The organism is uncultured Halovibrio sp., from assembly GCF_913056445.1.
In the GTDB taxonomy this organism is placed as follows: Bacteria; Pseudomonadota; Gammaproteobacteria; order Pseudomonadales; family Oleiphilaceae; genus Halospina; species Halospina utahensis_B.
Map to the genome: position 1 here is coordinate 12,157 of NZ_CAJXMA010000034.1, position 16,147 is coordinate 28,303.

Consider the following 16,147-nt stretch of genomic DNA (forward strand, 5'->3'; position numbering starts at 1 on the left):
CATGGCCACCGACGCCAACGGCTACAATCCCGAACAGGACCTGACCATGATCCTGGCGCATTACCAGCCCACGTCCGTCGTACACAGCGCCGGTCTGGCCGAACAGTGCCTGCAGGAATGGCCGGAGCGACCGGCAGAGGCCGAGTGCCTGCGTCTTCCCGCCGAAGCCCCCAACAGTGCCTTTCCGCTACCAAGGCTGTTCGACCTGGCCCTGATCACCGACACACTGGAGGAACTGCCACAGCCGCAGGGCCAGAAGCTGCTCGGCCAGCTCCGGAACATGGGCGCTACCCGGATCGCTGTCTATGTCCGCGACGGCAGCCCCTGGCGATTCCAGGATTTCATCGGCATGGGGTTCACCCGCCTCTACCACTACACCGATCCCGTGAATGCCACACTGTTCGCCTATGATCTGGATACCTACAATTACGTGCGCGAGTGGAACAATCCGGAGAACTGGGCCAATCCAGAGATGTGGGACAAGGCCCGCTGGTAGGAGGACAACGCTATGGCAGAGACCTGTATCCTGGCCCGGGTGGAGGGCCGCGTTCAGGGCGTAAGTTTCCGTGACAACACCCGCGCCCAGGCGCAGCGGCTGGGCGTCACCGGCTACGCCCGCAACCAGCCCGACGGCAGTGTGGAAGTACTTGCCTGCGGCGGTGAGAACGCCGTCAACCAGCTGGTGGACTGGCTTCACCATGGCCCACCCGCCGCCTCAGTAAGCCGTGTTGAAACCCAACCCAGTGACGCCCAACCCCCGGGCACTTTCTCCATCGGTTGATCCCCTTTGACAGGGCCACGAAGACTGTATACATTGACAGTACCTGTACGGAAAAACAGTGGCCCTAACTATGAACCTGACGCCAAGACAGCAACAGATTCTCGACCTGATCCGCGAGCACGTGCATTCCACGGGCTACCCGCCCACGCGGGCTGAAATCGCCAGCACCCTGGGTTTCAAATCCGCCAACGCGGCGGAGGAACACCTCCGGGCCCTGGCCCGCAAGGGCGCCATCGAAATGGTCAAGGGCGCCAGCCGCGGCATCCGGCTCCCGGAAGTCGAGGAAAGCCCCGGCATCCCCATCGTCGGTCAGGTTGCCGCCGGCAACCCCATCCTCGCCGAGGAGAACATCGAGGATCATTGCACTCTGGAGCCTGGATTCTTCACCCCGGCAGCAGACTATTTCCTGCGGGTGCGCGGGACCAGCATGGAGAATGTGGGCATCCTCGACGGCGACCTGCTGGCCGTTCACCGCACCACGGACGTCCACAACGGCCAGATCGTGGTGGCACGGCTGGAGGATGAGGTCACCGTCAAGCGCTTCCGCCGGGAGGGCAGTACCGTCTGGCTCATTGCCGAGAATGATGAGTTCGACCCCATCCAGGTGGATCTGACTGACACACCACTGGATATCGAAGGGCTGGGCGTGGGCGTCATCCGCCGCGGTGATCTGCACTGACCCACCCCACAGAAGCTGACAGGAGCCCCATCATGGAACAACTGGATCTCACCCCACAGGAACAGCGGAATCCCCCTGCCACCGAGACCGCCTCGGGAACCGGCGAAGGCGGCGGGAGTCACGCTCCGGAGGCGCCGGAGGCGAACGTGACGGAGATTATCCTGCCGGAGGAACAGATCGAGAACTTCCAGCTGCTGCTGCCGATGCTGACCCAGCTCAACCAGGAGGAACGCTGGCTGGCCTGGATCGACCCACCGGCAGGACTGGTTGGCAAGTGGCAGCAGCATCACGGCATCATCCAGCACCAGCTTCTGATCCTCCGCTCCTCGGCCCAGCACAGCGCCGAGACGCTGGCGGAAAAAGCGCTGTCAGCTGGTACCTGCCATGCTGTGGTGCTCTGGACCTCGGGACTGAGCCGCCACAGCTATGGCCGCCTGGAGAACGCCTCCGTACGCGGTCACAGCCATGGAGTCATACTGCGGCAGAGACAGACCCATTCTCAGTGAACGGTCTGGTTGTAGGCGGGGGGCATGGTGTCTTCTTCTTCCATCTCCATGTCACCGATGTCATCGGTGGTGGACCCCGCCGCCTCCAGGCCGGCGGTGATCATGGCCTTGGCCACGTTCAGGTCATTGTCCTGGAGCATCTCCTTGGCTTCATCTGAGAAACGGATCCGCACCAGGGGGGTACTTTCATCATCCGCCCGGCGCAGCGCGTACTCACCGGTGGGCAGTTGAATGATTTCCAGAAAGGATGTGGGCATAGACAACGCCTTTTACCATTGGTCATGACGTTCCACGAACGTCTCAAAATAATCCCTGAAGTCACTGATCAGTGATCGAAGGGCGTCGGGAGAACAGTCCGGCCCTGCCGCTGCAACGGCGATCAGCGCTTCGTCACGCGGTCGCGATGCACGCCTCCCGGGCTCCTGCTGACGCGTCAGCAGTACTTCCAGCCTCGACCACCAGCTGTTACCGTCCGCGGCAGCAGCTGACAACACCTGAACCTCACCGGGTTGGTCGCCAACCCTCGCGCGCAGGGTCGCTAGGGAATCGACATCACCCGCCTCATCACTGGCGCTTTCAGCCACCAGCTTCAGGAGGAGTGCTCTGGCCTCGGCAAGCAGAGCCACAGTGCCCTGAAGCAGTGCCTCGCCCGTTACCACTGTTTTCGGAGAACCAGAGTCCTCCGAGAGACGCACCAGCTGGCCCGCCAGGGTCAGTTTTTCCCGGATCAGTGAACACCTGTCGGCATCCGCCATCTGCGGTTCTCCCGCGCAGTCACGTAAGGCCATACTATCATGAACACACCCTGCTGACTTCCCCGCCCCGATCCATGTGAAAAATCCAATGCACCTGCTACCTTTCTGGAATACGTTACTGGGACTGACCTGGTGCCTTTCTCCCCCAATTTTCCGGAGCATCGATGTCCACAGGCGTGATCATCTGCGACGACTCCTCCATGGCACGCAAACAGATGGCCCGGGCCCTGCCTGCGGACTGGGACACCACGCTGACCTTTGTGGAGGACGGCGATGCCTGCCTTGAGGCGATCCGTGACGGTAAGGGCTCTGTGGTCTTTCTCGATCTCAATATGCCGGGCTCCGACGGATACGTGGTGCTCGAGCATGTACATCGGGAAGAACTGCCCGCCCTTGTACTTGTCGTTTCCGGGGACATCCAACCCGAGGCTTACAGGCGGGTCCTACGGCTCGGTGCGCTCAATTTCATCCGTAAACCCATCGACCCTCAGGTTCTCGCGCAGACCCTGAAAGACTATGGACTTTACAGTCCCTCTGGGCATGGCACGGAGAATGTAACCGCACCGCCCACTCCAGGCTCGGATCCGGATGTGCCCTGGCAGGATGCGCTTCAGGAGATTGCCAATATTGCCATGGGTCAGGCAGGCGACCTTCTGGCACGGCTGCTGGATGTATTCATCAAACTTCCCGTGCCGCGCGTCAACATGCTGGCAGCCTCGGAGCTGCGAATGGCCCTGAACATCACGGATTCGACCTCCACCTGGTCAGGCGTGTGCCAGGGATTCAGTGGCGCCGGCATCACCGGGGAGGGCCTTTTACTGTTCAATAATGCCCGGCTGGAGACACTGTCCCACCTGCTCGGCTACCCGGAGGAGGACAATGCCAGCAACAACACCGAACCGCTCATGGACCTTTCCAGTATCATGGTAGGGGCGTTCCTGCGCGGCTTCGGGCAACAGATGGACAGACAGTTCGGACTGAGTCACCCGGTTGTTCTCGGTACGCATCTGGACATCAGCGATCTCCTGGACGGAAGCCAGTATGCGTGGCAGCAGATCCTGACCATCGAACTCACCTACACCATCGAATCCCACGACCTCGAGTGCGACCTGCTTCTGCTGTTCAGTGAGGAATCCGTAGCTCCGCTGCGCGAGGCTCTCGCGTGGCTTCCCGATCCCAGCACGGGGAGTTCAGCATGACGGAATCAAGAAATACTCTGCATGAATTCCACTGGATCATGGATATGCTCCAGACCATTGAGGTTGGGCTGGTGGTACTGGATCGCCAGCTCCGCATCCAGCTCTGGAATGGGTTCATGGAAAATCACAGCGGCTTCAGTGCCACCCGGGTCCAGGATTGCTCACTCTTAGAGATTTTTCCGGAAATCCATGAAGGCTGGATCTGGCGCAAGATGGAAACCGCGCTGACACTGAACATGCGCACCTTCACCACCTGGGAACAACGCCCCCACCCGTTCCCTTTCCGTAATGCACGACCGATTACGGGCACCGAGCCCTATATGTACCAGAACATCACCTTCAGCCCCCTAACCAGTGCCTCAGGGGAGGTGGACCATGTCTGCCTGGTGGTTTACGACGTCACGGACAGTGCGACTGCCAAACTCCGGATGGAGCGTTCCAACGCCCGCCTGCAGCAGCAGAGCCAGAGCGATGGCCTGACCGGGCTGCTCAATCGCTGTGCCTGGGAGTCACTCCTGGCCAGCGAATTTGAGCGATTCCGCCGCTACGGGAGCATCGGAACGCTGCTGATGCTCGACATTGATCACTTCAAGCCCATTAACGATACCTGGGGACACCAGGCCGGTGACGATGTTATCCGGGCGGTTTCAGGGATGATCTCGGAACGCCTCAGACAGACGGACATAGCGGGTCGCTACGGAGGCGAGGAATTCGCCGTGATACTGCCGGAAACGGATATCGGGGGCGGTGAGATACTGGGCGAACGGCTGCGGCAGTCGATCAGCACCATGGAAGTGACGACCGAGGCCGGCATTATTCAATGCACGATCAGCCTCGGCGTCGCCCAGGTGAGCAGCACGATGGGCGATCACCACCAGTGGCTGTCACTGGTCGATAAGGCGCTCTATGCGGCCAAGGACAATGGCCGCAATCAGATCGCCCTCGCTGAAACCCCGCACCCGGTCAGCCGCTGATGCCCACGTGCACAGTGCTCTGCGCCAGATCCAGCAGTTCCCGCAGGGCAACGGAGAACATAGCGTATTCCGGCGTGTTCTGACTGCGCAGCTCCCCCATGATGCCGTGCCAGCGCTCGATCAGACCGGCATGCTCACTGGCCCAGGTCTGGAGGGTGGTCTGTAGATCCGTACCCGGAGTACGTGACCGCAGTATCCCCGTCGTCAGCGCACGCTGCTGCCAGTTCAGGTCCTCGCGGAAACTTTCCCGGGCCAGCGCCTCCCAGTGGCTGCGGGGCACCAGCGCGGATATGGCGCTGGCGAACCAGTCCAGCTCCAGCTCGTCTCCCACCGCGAAGTAGAGATGCGCTACTTCCTTGAGGTCCAGACCGGTTTCCTCGCGGGCATCGATGATCCCCAGCCCGGAGAGAAGGTGGCCGGAGCCGGCGACAACCCCGGCAAGCGGCTCGGGAACGCCCTCACCCGTCAGCCGGTCACGCTCCTGCTGCCAGAGATCCAGCGCCCGCTCACCAATGTAGGACGGCAGATCACCCGCCATGGCGTCCAGCCGGGTCTGGAAACGTTCAACCTGGGTCGGCATGTCGATTTCACTCCGCCGGTTGCGCAGAAGCCAGCGCGCACCGCGCCGCACAAGGCGCATCAGTTCACTCTGGAGCTCAATCTGGAGGTCGCTCGAGATGCTGTAGTCCAACGCCTCCACCTGCTGCCACCAGTAATCCAGGCGATAGATCCTCTTGGAGATAAGATAGGCCCTGGCAATGGATGGCAGCGCTGCGCCGGTGGACTGCTGAAGCCGTTCCACAAAGGTCATGCCCATATGATTGACCAGATCATTGGCCACCCGTGTGGCAATGATCTCGCGCCGCAGCTGGTGCTGCTCAAGCGCCTGGTCGAAACGTTCGACCAGCTGTGAGGGGAACATCTCCCGGATCATGGGCTTGACCCCGGGATCCTCCGGAAGATCGCTGGCGACCAGCACCTGCTTGAGGTCTGCCTTAACCACCGCGATCAGCACTGACAGTTCCGGGCGGGTCAGCCCCTGCCCGTTCAGCTGGCGCTCGTTCAGCGCCTCTTCGTCGGGCAGATTCTCGAGCCCACGGTCGAGCAGGCCCCGGTTCTCGTACCGGACCATCAGGCGCCGGTACTCCTCAAGCCTCTCAGCCCCTTCCGAGTTCGCGATGGAAATCGCCTGGGTCTGGCGGTAGTTGTTCTCCAGCACCAGGCGGGAGACATCCTCGGTCATGCTGGTGAGGAACTCATTACGCTGCTTGAAGGTCAGATCCCCCTGGGCCACCTGCCGGTTGAGCAGGATCTTCATGTTGACCTCCCGGTCGGAGCAGTCCACCCCACCGGAGTTGTCAATGAAATCGGTGTTGCAGCGACCGCCATGGCGCGCAAACTCCACGCGCCCGGCCTGGGACATGCCCAGGTTGCCGCCCTCGCCCACAACACGCGAGCCCAGTTCGGCCCCGTCCACTCGCAGTCCGTCGTTGGCCTTATCTCCCACATCGCCATGGGATTCGTGGCGGCTCTTGACGAAGGTGCCGATACCACCGAGCCAGAGCAGGTCATGCCGCATTCGCAGCAGGTGGGAAATCAGCATGTTTGGCGGCATGTGATCGGAACGGGTGCCGAGCAGCTCCTTGACCGGCTGGCTCAGCGGGACCGACTTGGAGGCCCGGCTGAACACGCCCCCGCCTTCGGAAATCACCCCGGTATCGTACTCCTCCCATGAGGAGCCCGGCAGCGCGAACAGGCGCTCGCGCTCACGGAAGCTCGCCTCGGGGTCCGGATCCGGGTCCAGGAAGATGTGCTGGTGATTGAAGGCCGCCACCAGACGGATCTTTCTGGACAGCAGCATGCCGTTACCGAACACGTCGCCGGCCATGTCACCGATCCCGACGACGCTGAACTCATCAGTATCGGTGTTCACGCCCAGCTCGCGGAAGTGGCGTTCCACGGACACCCAGGCCCCTTTGGCGGTGATCCCCATCTTCTTGTGGTCATACCCATAGCTGCCGCCGGAGGCGAAACCGTCCTCCATCCAGAAGCCGTATTCGTTGGAGATCTCGTTGGCCAGATCCGAGAAGGTCGCCGTCCCCTTATCCGGTGCCACCACCAGGTAGTAGTCGTCCTCATCGTGACGGATGACACCTTTGGGCGGGATCACTTCGCCATCAACAAAGTTGTCCGTCACATCCAGAAGCCCCCGGATGAAGCAGCTGTAGGCGGCACGCCCGGCGGCCTGCACCTCCTGACGGTCGGCGTCCCGGTGAATCTGTTTGGCGACGAAACCGCCCTTGGCCCCCACGGGCACAATCACCGCGTTCTTGACCTGCTGGGCCTTCACCAGCCCCAGGATCTCGGTGCGGTAATCCTCGAACCGGTCCGACCACCGCAGCCCCCCGCGTGCCACCTTGCCACCGCGCAGGTGAACCCCTTCCACCTGGGGCGAGTACACAAAAATCTCATAGACCGGCCGCGGGCGCGGCAGGTCGGCAAGCTGGGAAGGATCAAATTTCAGGCTGATGCAGTTGCTGTCCCCGTTGCTCCCCTCCTGGTAGAAATTGGTCCGGGTCGTGGCCTGCATCAGCTCAAGGAACAGCCGCAGAACCCGATCCTCGCTCAGGTTCGGTACCTCATCCAGGCCACTGCCGAACTCAATGGCGATCTTTTTCTGGGCCGCCTCGCACTGGCGCTCGCTCTGGTAACGCTCTGGGTTGAAGCGCACATCGAAGAACTGCAGAAGCAGTGATACCAGCTTGCCATGTCGTGCCAGGGTTCCGGCGATGAAGGTCTGGCTGTTGCTGATGCGGATCTGCTGCATATAGCGCGCATAGGCCCGCAGCAGCGAGATGGAACGCCAGTCCAGGTAGCCGGCCAGCAGCAGCTGGTTGAAGTGGTCGTTCTCCCCCTCGCCATGCCAGACACGGGTGAACAGCGATTCAAAGATGGGCCTGATGCGCTCAATGTCGATGGGCTCGCCGGAGCGTGAGCGCAGCGCGAAATCATGGATCCAGTGGGTATTGCCGCTGCGGTCCGTGATCTCGAACGGATGCTCGCCGATCACCCTGAAACCGATGTTCTCGAACACCGGAATCACGTCGGAAAGCGGCAGCTGCTGATGCGGATGGAACAGCTTGAAGTGCAGCGTGTTGGCGCTCTCCTCCGGATCCCGGTAGAAGCTCATGGCCATCCGGCCGGTTTCATGGATCCGGTCCAGGTATTCCACGTCAATCGCGGCACGCCGTGCCGAGAACATGTCCCGGTAGCCCGCCGGAAAGGCATTCTCATAGCAGGCGGAGAGCCGGGTCCCGATCTCTTCACCGTGGTGCTCGATCAGAGCCTCCTGCAGGGTGTCCTGCCAGGAGCGCGCCAGTTCCACCAGTTTCTGCTGCAGTTCCTCCACCGGCAGAACCCGGTTCTCCTGGGGCTGAACCCGTACTGTGAACTGGGTGCGCGCCAGCACGGATTCCGAGAAATAGGTGGTGAAATCAATGCCCTCGGCATCCAGCGCCCGCACGATGGCATTCTGCATGCTCACCCGCAGCTGGGTTGAATACAGTTCGCGCGGCACGAATGCCAGACAGGTTACGAACTGGCCATAGACGTCCTCGCGCATGAACAACCGGATCTTGCGCCGTTCCTGGATATAGAGGATGGCCTTGGCCACATCCACCAGCTCGTCCCCCCCGATCTGGAAAAGCTGGTCCCGGGGGTAGACCGTCAGGATCTGATCCAGTTCCTTGCCCGCGTAGTCCTCACGCGGGAACCCTGACTGGCTCAGCACGTATTCGATCTTGCGCCGCAGCAGAGGAATCTCATCCGGGCGCTCATGGTAAACCCGTGAGGTGTAGAGACCGAGGAAGCGACGCTCGCCCACGACACGCCCTTTCTCATCCAGTTTCTTGATGGCGATGTAGTCCGGATACGCCGGCCTGTGGATGCGTGAGCGCTGGGCGGACTTGCCGAAAATGAACAGACTGCTGCTGTCGGTCATGGCCTCGCGCGTCTGGCGCGGCATATCCTTCATGCGGATGCTGCTCGGCCGCTCATTGTAGGTTCGCAGAATCCCCAGTTCGGAATCCGGCACCTGCCGGATCTCCGTGCGCCGGTTCTCACGCACGAAGTCGTACTCGTCATAGCCCAGGAAGGTGAAACGGTCATCCACCAGCCATTCCAGAAAGGCCCTGGCCTCGCTGACCTCCTCCGACGACAGCGTCTTCGGCGGGTCCGCCAGCTCATCCAGTATGGCCGTTGCCTTGTCGCGCATACGGGGGAAGTCCGACACCGCAATCCGGACCTCTCCAAGTACCTGCTCCACGTCGGCACGCAGGGCACTCAGGGCGGCGCTGTCCGAGTGGCGATCCACTTCCATCACGATCAGGGCTTCCTCGCCCGGCTCGAGCGGCTTCTTCACGGCCTCGTTAAGCCGCACCAGATCGCCTTTTTCATCACGCTCGGGATTGAGGATGGTGTAATGGATGGTATGGATATTCAATTCCCGGGCATTGACCTCCATGCGCATGGAGTCGATCAGGAAGGGGATGTTCGGATGCAGCACGAACATCACCGTATGGCTGGACTCCCAGCCATCCTTCTCCAGATCCGGATTGAACACCCAGACCCGCGACTCCTGGCCCGGACCCTGCTGGACAAACTCCCAGGCTGAGAGCACAGCTCCGTAGGCATCAAGGAAGCGCTGCTGGACCAACTCAGCGAAGGGCATGTGTTCGAAATAGCGCTGGGCGAAGTCGCTGATGCGATCCGCCTGGTCTGCCGGAAGACGCTCTCTCAGCGCCCCATCGAGCTTCTGCTGGAACTCCGCCATGGTGGAGAAGGTTTCCTCATTCATGATGGCATCCTGTGGCCGTCGGTCTGCGTTCCCTCAGCATAGACAAAACCACGCCCTATGGCCCATGGATTTGCGGTAACTCCTTATGGATGGCCGCATTCAATTACGATTTGGAAATAACCCGGCTGATCCGGAACTGTGTCCCGTTCCGTGGCTTGAGCCTTGCCTCCGGGTGCGCGAGGATGTGACACGGATTGCCCACCCGGACCAGGAGCAACTGCGCTGTCATGCGGATCTGTCGGATTACCCTGTGCACTTTTGCCCTGCTGGCGATGCTGACCGGCTGGAGCAGTATCGCCCTGGCGGACCTCACCGCCTCGGCCAATCCCAAACGCCTCTATGCCAATGAACTGATCACCCTCACCCTCGACACCGAAACCGAACTCGACTTCAGTCTGGGCTCACTGCTCAACCCCGCGGAGATGGATATCCCCCATCCCAACACAGCCCCACTGGAGCACGATTTCCGGATTCTGGACCGCCACCAGCGCATGGCCATCCAGTCCAAGAACGGCGTCAACCGGGGGCAGGTCACCTGGACCTTTCTCCTGGCTCCCCGAAGAGCGGGCGAGTTGACCATTCCCGCACTGCAGTTCCAGGACATGCAGAGCCGCTCCATCGACGTCACCGTCATGCCCGGCGTGGCGCCCGCGGAACGCGCCGAACCCGAAGCCCGGCTGGACGTCAACCTGAGTGAGGGGGAAGTCTATGTGCAGCAGCAGATCATCCTGACCCAGCGCGTCTACTATGAGCCACCCCTGGCGCAGGCGAATCTATCCTCACCCACGATTCCTGATGCCATGGTCAAACCACTGGGTGAGCAGCGCGAATACAGGGCCGAAAGGGACGGGCGTGAATGGCAGGTGGTGGAGCGGCGCTTTGTGATCGTCCCTCAGTCCGCCGGCACCCTGATTCTTCCCGAACAGCGCTTTGAGGCACGCAAGCAGACTGAAGGCGGCGATCTGGTACCCGTAATCGCCACCGCGCCGTCCCAGCGCATCAAGGTAAATCCGCCACCGGAATCCTTCAGCGGCGAAATCTGGCTGCCCGCGCGCAACCTGGAACTCACTCAGGAGTGGTCGGATTCCCCGGATTCGGTGCACGCCGGCGACAGCATACGCCGTGACATCCATATACGGGCTGTGGGTGTGGCTCCCGAGTCTCTGCCCCGACTCACCATCGGTTATCCGGACAGCCTGAGGGAGTACCCCAGCCCCTGGAAATCAGAGTCACGCTTGACCGGAGACAGCATCGAGGGGCGGCTGCGCAAGCGTTCCAGCCTGGTCCCCATTGAACCAGGCCGGATCACCCTGCCGGAAGTCCGCATTCCCTGGTGGGACGTGGAAGAGAATGAGCAGCGTGAGGCTGTGCTACAGGCCCATGAAATGAAGGTTGAGCCCGCGGCCGGCGCCGAAGCCAACGAAAGCGCCGAGAAGGACGTCAGGGAGGCACTCTCCAGGATCAACCTCTCCCGCCCCGGCAGTACCGCCCTGCCTCCGCTGTGGTTCTGGCTGGCTGTGGTGCTCGCCTCCGGGTGGCTGATCACGGGCATCGCGTGGTGGCGCAACCGCCACACCAGGGACGACACGCTGGCGCTGAGCACTGAGGAGAAAGCCAACCGGGAGCGTTTCCGTGCTCTGTGTGAGCATGCCCGCAGGGGCGAGGCGGACACCCTGACCCTGCTGCCCCACTGGGCGGCGGTACATTTCAATCGCCCGTCTCTGCGTACTGTGGGCGATGTCACCGCCTACCTGAATGACCCCCAGCTCACCCGGGAACTTCAGGCGCTGGAGCGCCATCTGTTTGCCAATCCGGATGAACGTGAGGCCTGGGAGGGGGATGAACTGGTGGGCGTACTGAGGCGGCTCGCCGGCCGCCCCCGCAACGGTTCCTAGCTGCCCGATTCGCCGCTCTGATTGCGGTCCTCCTGACGGAGGTCCTCGGGCACCGGCTCTCCAAGCTCTGAATACGCTGCTGCCACCCCCCGCCGGATGCTGTCGGCCTGCGGGTGATCCGGGGCGATCTCCAGAATGCGCTCCCAGTAGTCCAGCGCCTCGCGGTAGTCGCCACTGCGGAACGCCTCAACGCCCAGAAGGCCCAGGCTGTTGACCTCATCCGGGTTACCCTCGCGGGCACGGCTGATGGCATTATCAACTTCAGCGGTCACCTCCCCCTGGTTGGCCATGAACAGGGCCTGAGCCCGCAGCCCAAGGGCTGCTGCCGGGTTCCCGTCTCCGGCACGCTCAATGGCGCGCGCCAGTTCGCCATAGGCTTCGGCAGCCTGCCGGAAGCGCTCGAGCTGCATGTAGCTGCGCCCCAGCATGGCCCACCCCTGTGGATTATCCGGGTCCGCCTCCAGCCGTGCCTGAAGGCGCTGCACCATGGCATCCACATCGGACGCATCCATACCGCCCTGCATCATCTGCTGACGTTCGCGGAACTGCGCCACCTGGTCACTGGCGCCCAGCGAATCATAGAGCAGGAAGGCCCCCACCGGCAGCGCCAGCACCAGCACCAGCGTCGTGATCACGACACCAGCGCGCCCCCGGGAGCTGCCGTCACTTTCTGTGCCCTCCACCTCGACATCGCGCAGAAGACGCATCTCCAGTTCATCCTTGAGGGACTCGAACCCCGATTCATCCAGGGCTCCCTCATCCCGCTCGCGTTCCAGCTCGGCAAGACGGGCTCGGTAGGTGGCAAGGTTCTGCTCGCGATACTGCACCATGGGCCTGGAGCGGCGGGCGAACAGCATCGGATAGATGACAAAGACCAGCGCCAGGATGATCAGAAGGAGGACGGCAAGCCAGAAATTCAGGGGCATAAAAGCTCACTCGGGTTGGGATTCATTCATCACGCAGCCACTGCTCCGCGCGGCGACGCTCTTCGTCGGACAGCGGGGTTGAATCAAGCTGTCGGCGTGCGCGATTCCGCGCCACCAGAGCAAGCACCACGCCGACACCGATCACCAGCGCCACAAAGGGGCCGATCCAGAGTGCCCAGGTGCGGGGGGCGAACTCCGGCCGATAGCTCACGAAACTGCCGAAACGATCCACCATGGCCTGGCGGATCTCCTCATCCGTGGCACCCTCGCGCATCATCCGGCGAACGCGCTCGCGCATGTCCTCAGAGATGGGGGCTCCGGATTCGGCAATGGATTCATTCTGACACTTCGGGCACCTGAGCTCCCGCGTGAGTTCGCTGAAACGTTCACGCAGCTGCGGGTCCTCGAAACGCTCCTGGGCCGCAGCCGGCATGGCAAGCAGCATCACAGCCAGCAGCAACAGGACGGCTTCAACCGTCTTGACGGTAACGTTCATAGAGCGGCTCAAAATCGGACTCCCAGACGTCTTGATCCACCACGCCCACATGACGGTGGCGGACGATGCCCTCGGCATCGATCAGATAGGTTTCCGGTGCGCCATAGACACCGAGGTCAAATCCCAGGCTGCCTTCCGGGTCATAGATCACCTGGGTGTAAGGGTCGCCACGCTCGGCCAGCCATTCCACAGCCTTATCCCGCTCATCCTTGTAGTTGAGCCCCACAATGGGCACCCCCTGCTCCGCAAGCCGGTTAAGGTGTGGATGCTCCACGCGGCAGGCCGCACACCAGGTCGCCCAGACGTTCAACAGCTGAACCTTGCCCTTCAGCATCTCCGGCCTGGCAGGTGATTCGGCTTCACGAAGCATGGGCAGTTCGAAAGACGGCACCTCACGGCCCACCAGCGCGGAATCCAGCTCACTGGGGTCCTCACCGAGGCCCCAATAGAGGACTACACCCAGGGTGACCGCTAGAACCAGCGGCAGGAAAAGCCAGATCCGGTTCATGACGCCGCTCCTTCAGCCACGGGCTGGCTGGCCCTGGGCTTTTCGGCCACGGTGACCGTCTGCCTCTGGCGCACGCGGTAACGCCGATCACTGACCGCAAAGGCACCACCGAGCGCCATGAAAAGGGCGCCGCCCCAGATCCAGCGCACCATGGGCTTGTACTGGATGCGCACGCTCCAGGCCGTCTGTCCCTCAACATTCTCACCCAGAGCCACAAACAGGTCCTTGAGAACCCCGGCGCTGATGCCGGCATTGGTCATGACGCTGTCCCGGACCGGATAGTGGCGTTTCTCCGGGTAAACGGTGGTCACTTTCTCACCCTCCCGGTAGATGTCAAAGGTTGCCCGCTGTGCCGTGAAGTTGGGCCCCTGGCGTTCCCCCAGATCCGCGAAATGCCATTCATAGCCGGCAACCTCGAGTCGGTCGCCCGGGGCCATCCGCCGGTCCTGCTCCACCCCGTGGATGGAGACCATGGTGGCGCCGGCGATCGACATGGCCAGGCCCACGTGCCCCAGAACCATGCCGTTGTAGCTGCGCGAAAGCCGGCGCAGGCCATGCCAGCGACCCTGGCGGCTGGCTGTCTTGTCCCAGACGTCCCTGAGCGTGGTGAAGGCAACCCATGCCGCCACCATCAGACCGATGACGCTGAGGACACTGAGTTCCCCCACCATCAGCAGTGGCGTGACCACCGCAACGATGACACTGAGCACGGCCGGCACCAGCAGCTTGCGCAGCACCAGGTCCACGGGCGTGCGCTTCCAGCGTGTCAGCACCCCGAAGCCCAGAATGACCCCGGTCATCAGGGCAATGGGCACGAACGTGATGTTGAAGTAGGGTTCCCCCACGGACAGGGTTCCGCCTCCCATGTAATCGAGGATCAGCGGGAAAATGGTTCCCAGGAGAACCACAAAGGTCGCTACCACCAGGAAGACATTGTTCAGCAGCAGCAGGGCTTCCCGGGAGAACAGGGTGAACCCGGTACGGCCCTGCACCGCCGGCGCCCGGATCGCGTAGAGGGCCAGAGAGCCAACCACGGTGACCGCCAGCATCATCAGTATGAAGAAGCCCCGTTCCGGATCGGTGGCGAACGCATGCACCGAGGTCAGCACCCCGGAGCGCACCAGGAAGGTCCCCAGTATGCTCAGCGCGAACGTCATGATGGCCAGCAGCACCGTCCAGCTCTTGAAGACACCACGCTTCTCGGTCACCGCCAGTGAATGGATCAGAGCCGTGCCCACAAGCCAGGGCATGAACGAGGCATTCTCGACCGGGTCCCAGAACCACCAGCCGCCCCAACCAAGCTCGTAGTAGGCCCACCAGCTGCCCAGGGCGATACCAAGGGTGAGAAAGGCCCACGCCACCGTGGTCCAGGGGCGCGACCAGCGGGCCCAGACGGCATCCAGGCGGCCACCCAGCAGCGAGGCGATGGCGAAAGCAAACACCACTGAGAAGCCCACATAGCCCATGTAGAGCATCGGCGGATGAACGATCAGACCGAAATCCTGCAGCAGCGGGTTCAGGTCGGCCCCATCCCGGGGAATATTCGGCAGCATGCGCTCAAAGGGATTGGAGGTGATCAGCGTAAACAGCATGAAGCCAACTCCGATCAGCCCCATGATGGACAGCACCCGGGCCCGCATCTCGTCCGGGAGGTTGCGGCTGAACAGGGCCACCGCCAGCGTCCAGGCCCCCAGGATCAGCACCCAGAGCAGCATCGAGCCCTCGTGACCGCCCCAGACTGCACTGAACTTATAGTACCAGGGCAGCATACTGTTGCTGTTGTTGGCCACATAGCCCACGGAGAAGTCATCGACCATGAAGGACCAGGTAAGGCAGGCGTAGCTGAGCACGAGCATCACAAACATGCCCGCCACCAGCGGCCGGTCAAAGGCCATCAGGCCCGGATGGCGGATCGTCGCCCCTGTCATGGGCACCACCACCAGCGCCACCGCCATAAGCAACGCCAGGATCAGTGCGAAATTGCCGAGTTCAGGAACCATTATTTCTCCTGCGTCAGAGTCACTGCCACCAGCACCTCAGGTGCCGCTGCTACTGCTGTTACCGTGATCCATTCCTTCTGCCGGGTAGTCACCCCCTTCCTTCAGGCGCCCGGATTTCTCCAGGGCCTTCTTGACCTCGGGCGGCATGTAGTCCTCATCATGCTTTGCCAGGACCTGGTCCGCCCTGAGCATGCCGTCCTCGTTCAGCTCACCAAGCGCCACAACGCCCTGGCCCTCCCGGAACAGGTCCGGCAGGATGCCCTTGTATTCAACCGGCACCCGCCCCTGGTTGTCCGTGATGACAAAGCGGACCTTCAGCGAATCCGGATCACGCTCCAGGCTCCCCTCCGCCACCAGGCCACCGGCCCGGATCCGCTGCTGAACCGGCGCCTTGCCGGTTGCAATCTCGGCGGGGCTGTAGAAGAGATTCATGTTCTCCTGCAGGGCGACCACCGCCAGCGATACGGCCACGGCAAAGCCCGCGAACAGAGCCAGAACGATGGTGAGACGGCGTTTACGCACCGGATGCATTGTGTGTCTTTCCTCCACTGCCATGGCGTTGTGCCTCACAGA

At 62.2% G+C, this 16,147-nt stretch carries 15 protein-coding genes; 7 read left to right on the top strand and 8 right to left on the bottom strand.

From position 1 onward, the window contains the following. Position 1: 1 nt before the first annotated feature. The 4 genes from QZ501_RS08415 (at position 2) to QZ501_RS08430 (ending at position 1,966) form a co-directional block, all read left to right on the top strand. Positions 2-496: a DUF6231 family protein gene (locus QZ501_RS08415; protein WP_295718722.1), complete on the top strand. Its 495-nt coding sequence runs from the start codon at positions 2-4 to the stop codon at positions 494-496. Positions 497-508: 12 nt separating this feature from the next. Further along, positions 509-781, top strand: coding sequence for an acylphosphatase (gene yccX / locus QZ501_RS08420; protein ID WP_151439333.1), 273 nt, complete (start codon positions 509-511; stop codon positions 779-781). Positions 782-851: 70 nt separating this feature from the next. After that, positions 852-1,460 carry a transcriptional repressor LexA gene (lexA, locus tag QZ501_RS08425; protein ID WP_095617090.1) on the top strand — a complete coding sequence of 203 codons (609 nt, stop codon included), beginning with the start codon at positions 852-854 and terminating at the stop codon, positions 1,458-1,460. 32 nt (positions 1,461-1,492) lie between these two features. Beyond that, positions 1,493-1,966 carry a SulA-like leucine-rich domain-containing protein gene (locus QZ501_RS08430; protein ID WP_160898874.1) on the top strand — a complete coding sequence of 158 codons (474 nt, stop codon included), beginning with the start codon at positions 1,493-1,495 and terminating at the stop codon, positions 1,964-1,966. Here the strand turns inward: QZ501_RS08430 and QZ501_RS08435 are convergent. Continuing rightward, positions 1,960-2,223 carry a hypothetical protein gene (locus tag QZ501_RS08435; RefSeq protein ID WP_095617092.1) on the bottom strand — a complete coding sequence of 88 codons (264 nt, stop codon included), beginning with the start codon at positions 2,221-2,223 and terminating at the stop codon, positions 1,960-1,962. The two genes, QZ501_RS08430 and QZ501_RS08435, sit on opposite strands and share 7 nt — an antisense overlap. A gap of 12 nt (positions 2,224-2,235) precedes the next feature. Then, positions 2,236-2,721, bottom strand: a complete 486-nt coding sequence (locus QZ501_RS08440; RefSeq protein WP_151439331.1) for a DUF6586 family protein — start codon at positions 2,719-2,721, stop codon at positions 2,236-2,238. Positions 2,722-2,885: 164 nt separating this feature from the next. Here QZ501_RS08440 and QZ501_RS08445 point away from each other — a divergent pair, with 164 nt between their 5' ends. After that, positions 2,886-3,920: a response regulator gene (locus QZ501_RS08445; protein WP_151439330.1), complete on the top strand. Its 1,035-nt coding sequence runs from the start codon at positions 2,886-2,888 to the stop codon at positions 3,918-3,920. Beyond that, positions 3,917-4,894, top strand: a complete 978-nt coding sequence (locus QZ501_RS08450; protein WP_151439329.1) for a sensor domain-containing diguanylate cyclase — start codon at positions 3,917-3,919, stop codon at positions 4,892-4,894. The genes QZ501_RS08445 and QZ501_RS08450 overlap by 4 nt, the downstream gene beginning before the upstream one ends. Here the strand turns inward: QZ501_RS08450 and QZ501_RS08455 are convergent. Further along, entirely contained in the window at positions 4,884-9,749 is a 4,866-nt protein-coding gene (locus tag QZ501_RS08455; protein ID WP_151439328.1) for an NAD-glutamate dehydrogenase, read from the bottom strand. The genes QZ501_RS08450 and QZ501_RS08455 overlap by 11 nt on opposite strands. A 227-nt stretch (positions 9,750-9,976) precedes the next feature. Between QZ501_RS08455 and QZ501_RS08460 the strand changes: the two genes are divergently transcribed. Further along, positions 9,977-11,644 (top strand): BatD family protein, encoded by a 1,668-nt coding sequence (locus QZ501_RS08460; RefSeq protein WP_295718730.1) that lies wholly within the window; start codon positions 9,977-9,979, stop codon positions 11,642-11,644. Here the strand turns inward: QZ501_RS08460 and ccmI are convergent. The 5 genes from ccmI to ccmE all read right to left on the bottom strand — a co-directional run. Beyond that, positions 11,641-12,570 (bottom strand): c-type cytochrome biogenesis protein CcmI, encoded by a 930-nt coding sequence (ccmI, locus tag QZ501_RS08465; RefSeq protein WP_160898879.1) that lies wholly within the window; start codon positions 12,568-12,570, stop codon positions 11,641-11,643. The genes QZ501_RS08460 and ccmI overlap by 4 nt on opposite strands. A 22-nt stretch (positions 12,571-12,592) precedes the next feature. Next, positions 12,593-13,066 (bottom strand): cytochrome c-type biogenesis protein, encoded by a 474-nt coding sequence (locus QZ501_RS08470; RefSeq protein ID WP_151439325.1) that lies wholly within the window; start codon positions 13,064-13,066, stop codon positions 12,593-12,595. Beyond that, positions 13,041-13,574, bottom strand: a complete 534-nt coding sequence (locus QZ501_RS08475) for a DsbE family thiol:disulfide interchange protein (protein WP_151439324.1) — start codon at positions 13,572-13,574, stop codon at positions 13,041-13,043. The genes QZ501_RS08470 and QZ501_RS08475 overlap by 26 nt, the downstream gene beginning before the upstream one ends. Beyond that, positions 13,571-15,574 carry a heme lyase CcmF/NrfE family subunit gene (locus QZ501_RS08480; protein ID WP_160898880.1) on the bottom strand — a complete coding sequence of 668 codons (2,004 nt, stop codon included), beginning with the start codon at positions 15,572-15,574 and terminating at the stop codon, positions 13,571-13,573. The genes QZ501_RS08475 and QZ501_RS08480 overlap by 4 nt, the downstream gene beginning before the upstream one ends. Positions 15,575-15,610: 36 nt before the next feature. Beyond that, positions 15,611-16,147, bottom strand: a 537-nt coding sequence (gene ccmE / locus QZ501_RS08485; RefSeq protein ID WP_363174761.1) for a cytochrome c maturation protein CcmE, incomplete at its 5' end; no start/stop codon positions are given.

Coding starts and splice junctions, on each gene's coding strand:
- QZ501_RS08415 (WP_295718722.1), top strand. CDS start 2: ATGGCCACCGACGCCAACGGCTACAATCCCGAACAGGACCTGACCATG.
- yccX (WP_151439333.1), top strand. CDS start 509: ATGGCAGAGACCTGTATCCTGGCCCGGGTGGAGGGCCGCGTTCAGGGC.
- lexA (WP_095617090.1), top strand. CDS start 852: ATGAACCTGACGCCAAGACAGCAACAGATTCTCGACCTGATCCGCGAG.
- QZ501_RS08430 (WP_160898874.1), top strand. CDS start 1,493: ATGGAACAACTGGATCTCACCCCACAGGAACAGCGGAATCCCCCTGCC.
- QZ501_RS08435 (WP_095617092.1), bottom strand. CDS start 2,223: ATGCCCACATCCTTTCTGGAAATCATTCAACTGCCCACCGGTGAGTAC.
- QZ501_RS08440 (WP_151439331.1), bottom strand. CDS start 2,721: ATGGCGGATGCCGACAGGTGTTCACTGATCCGGGAAAAACTGACCCTG.
- QZ501_RS08445 (WP_151439330.1), top strand. CDS start 2,886: ATGTCCACAGGCGTGATCATCTGCGACGACTCCTCCATGGCACGCAAA.
- QZ501_RS08450 (WP_151439329.1), top strand. CDS start 3,917: ATGACGGAATCAAGAAATACTCTGCATGAATTCCACTGGATCATGGAT.
- QZ501_RS08455 (WP_151439328.1), bottom strand. CDS start 9,749: ATGAATGAGGAAACCTTCTCCACCATGGCGGAGTTCCAGCAGAAGCTC.
- QZ501_RS08460 (WP_295718730.1), top strand. CDS start 9,977: ATGCGGATCTGTCGGATTACCCTGTGCACTTTTGCCCTGCTGGCGATG.
- ccmI (WP_160898879.1), bottom strand. CDS start 12,570: ATGCCCCTGAATTTCTGGCTTGCCGTCCTCCTTCTGATCATCCTGGCG.
- QZ501_RS08470 (WP_151439325.1), bottom strand. CDS start 13,066: ATGAACGTTACCGTCAAGACGGTTGAAGCCGTCCTGTTGCTGCTGGCT.
- QZ501_RS08475 (WP_151439324.1), bottom strand. CDS start 13,574: ATGAACCGGATCTGGCTTTTCCTGCCGCTGGTTCTAGCGGTCACCCTG.
- QZ501_RS08480 (WP_160898880.1), bottom strand. CDS start 15,574: ATGGTTCCTGAACTCGGCAATTTCGCACTGATCCTGGCGTTGCTTATG.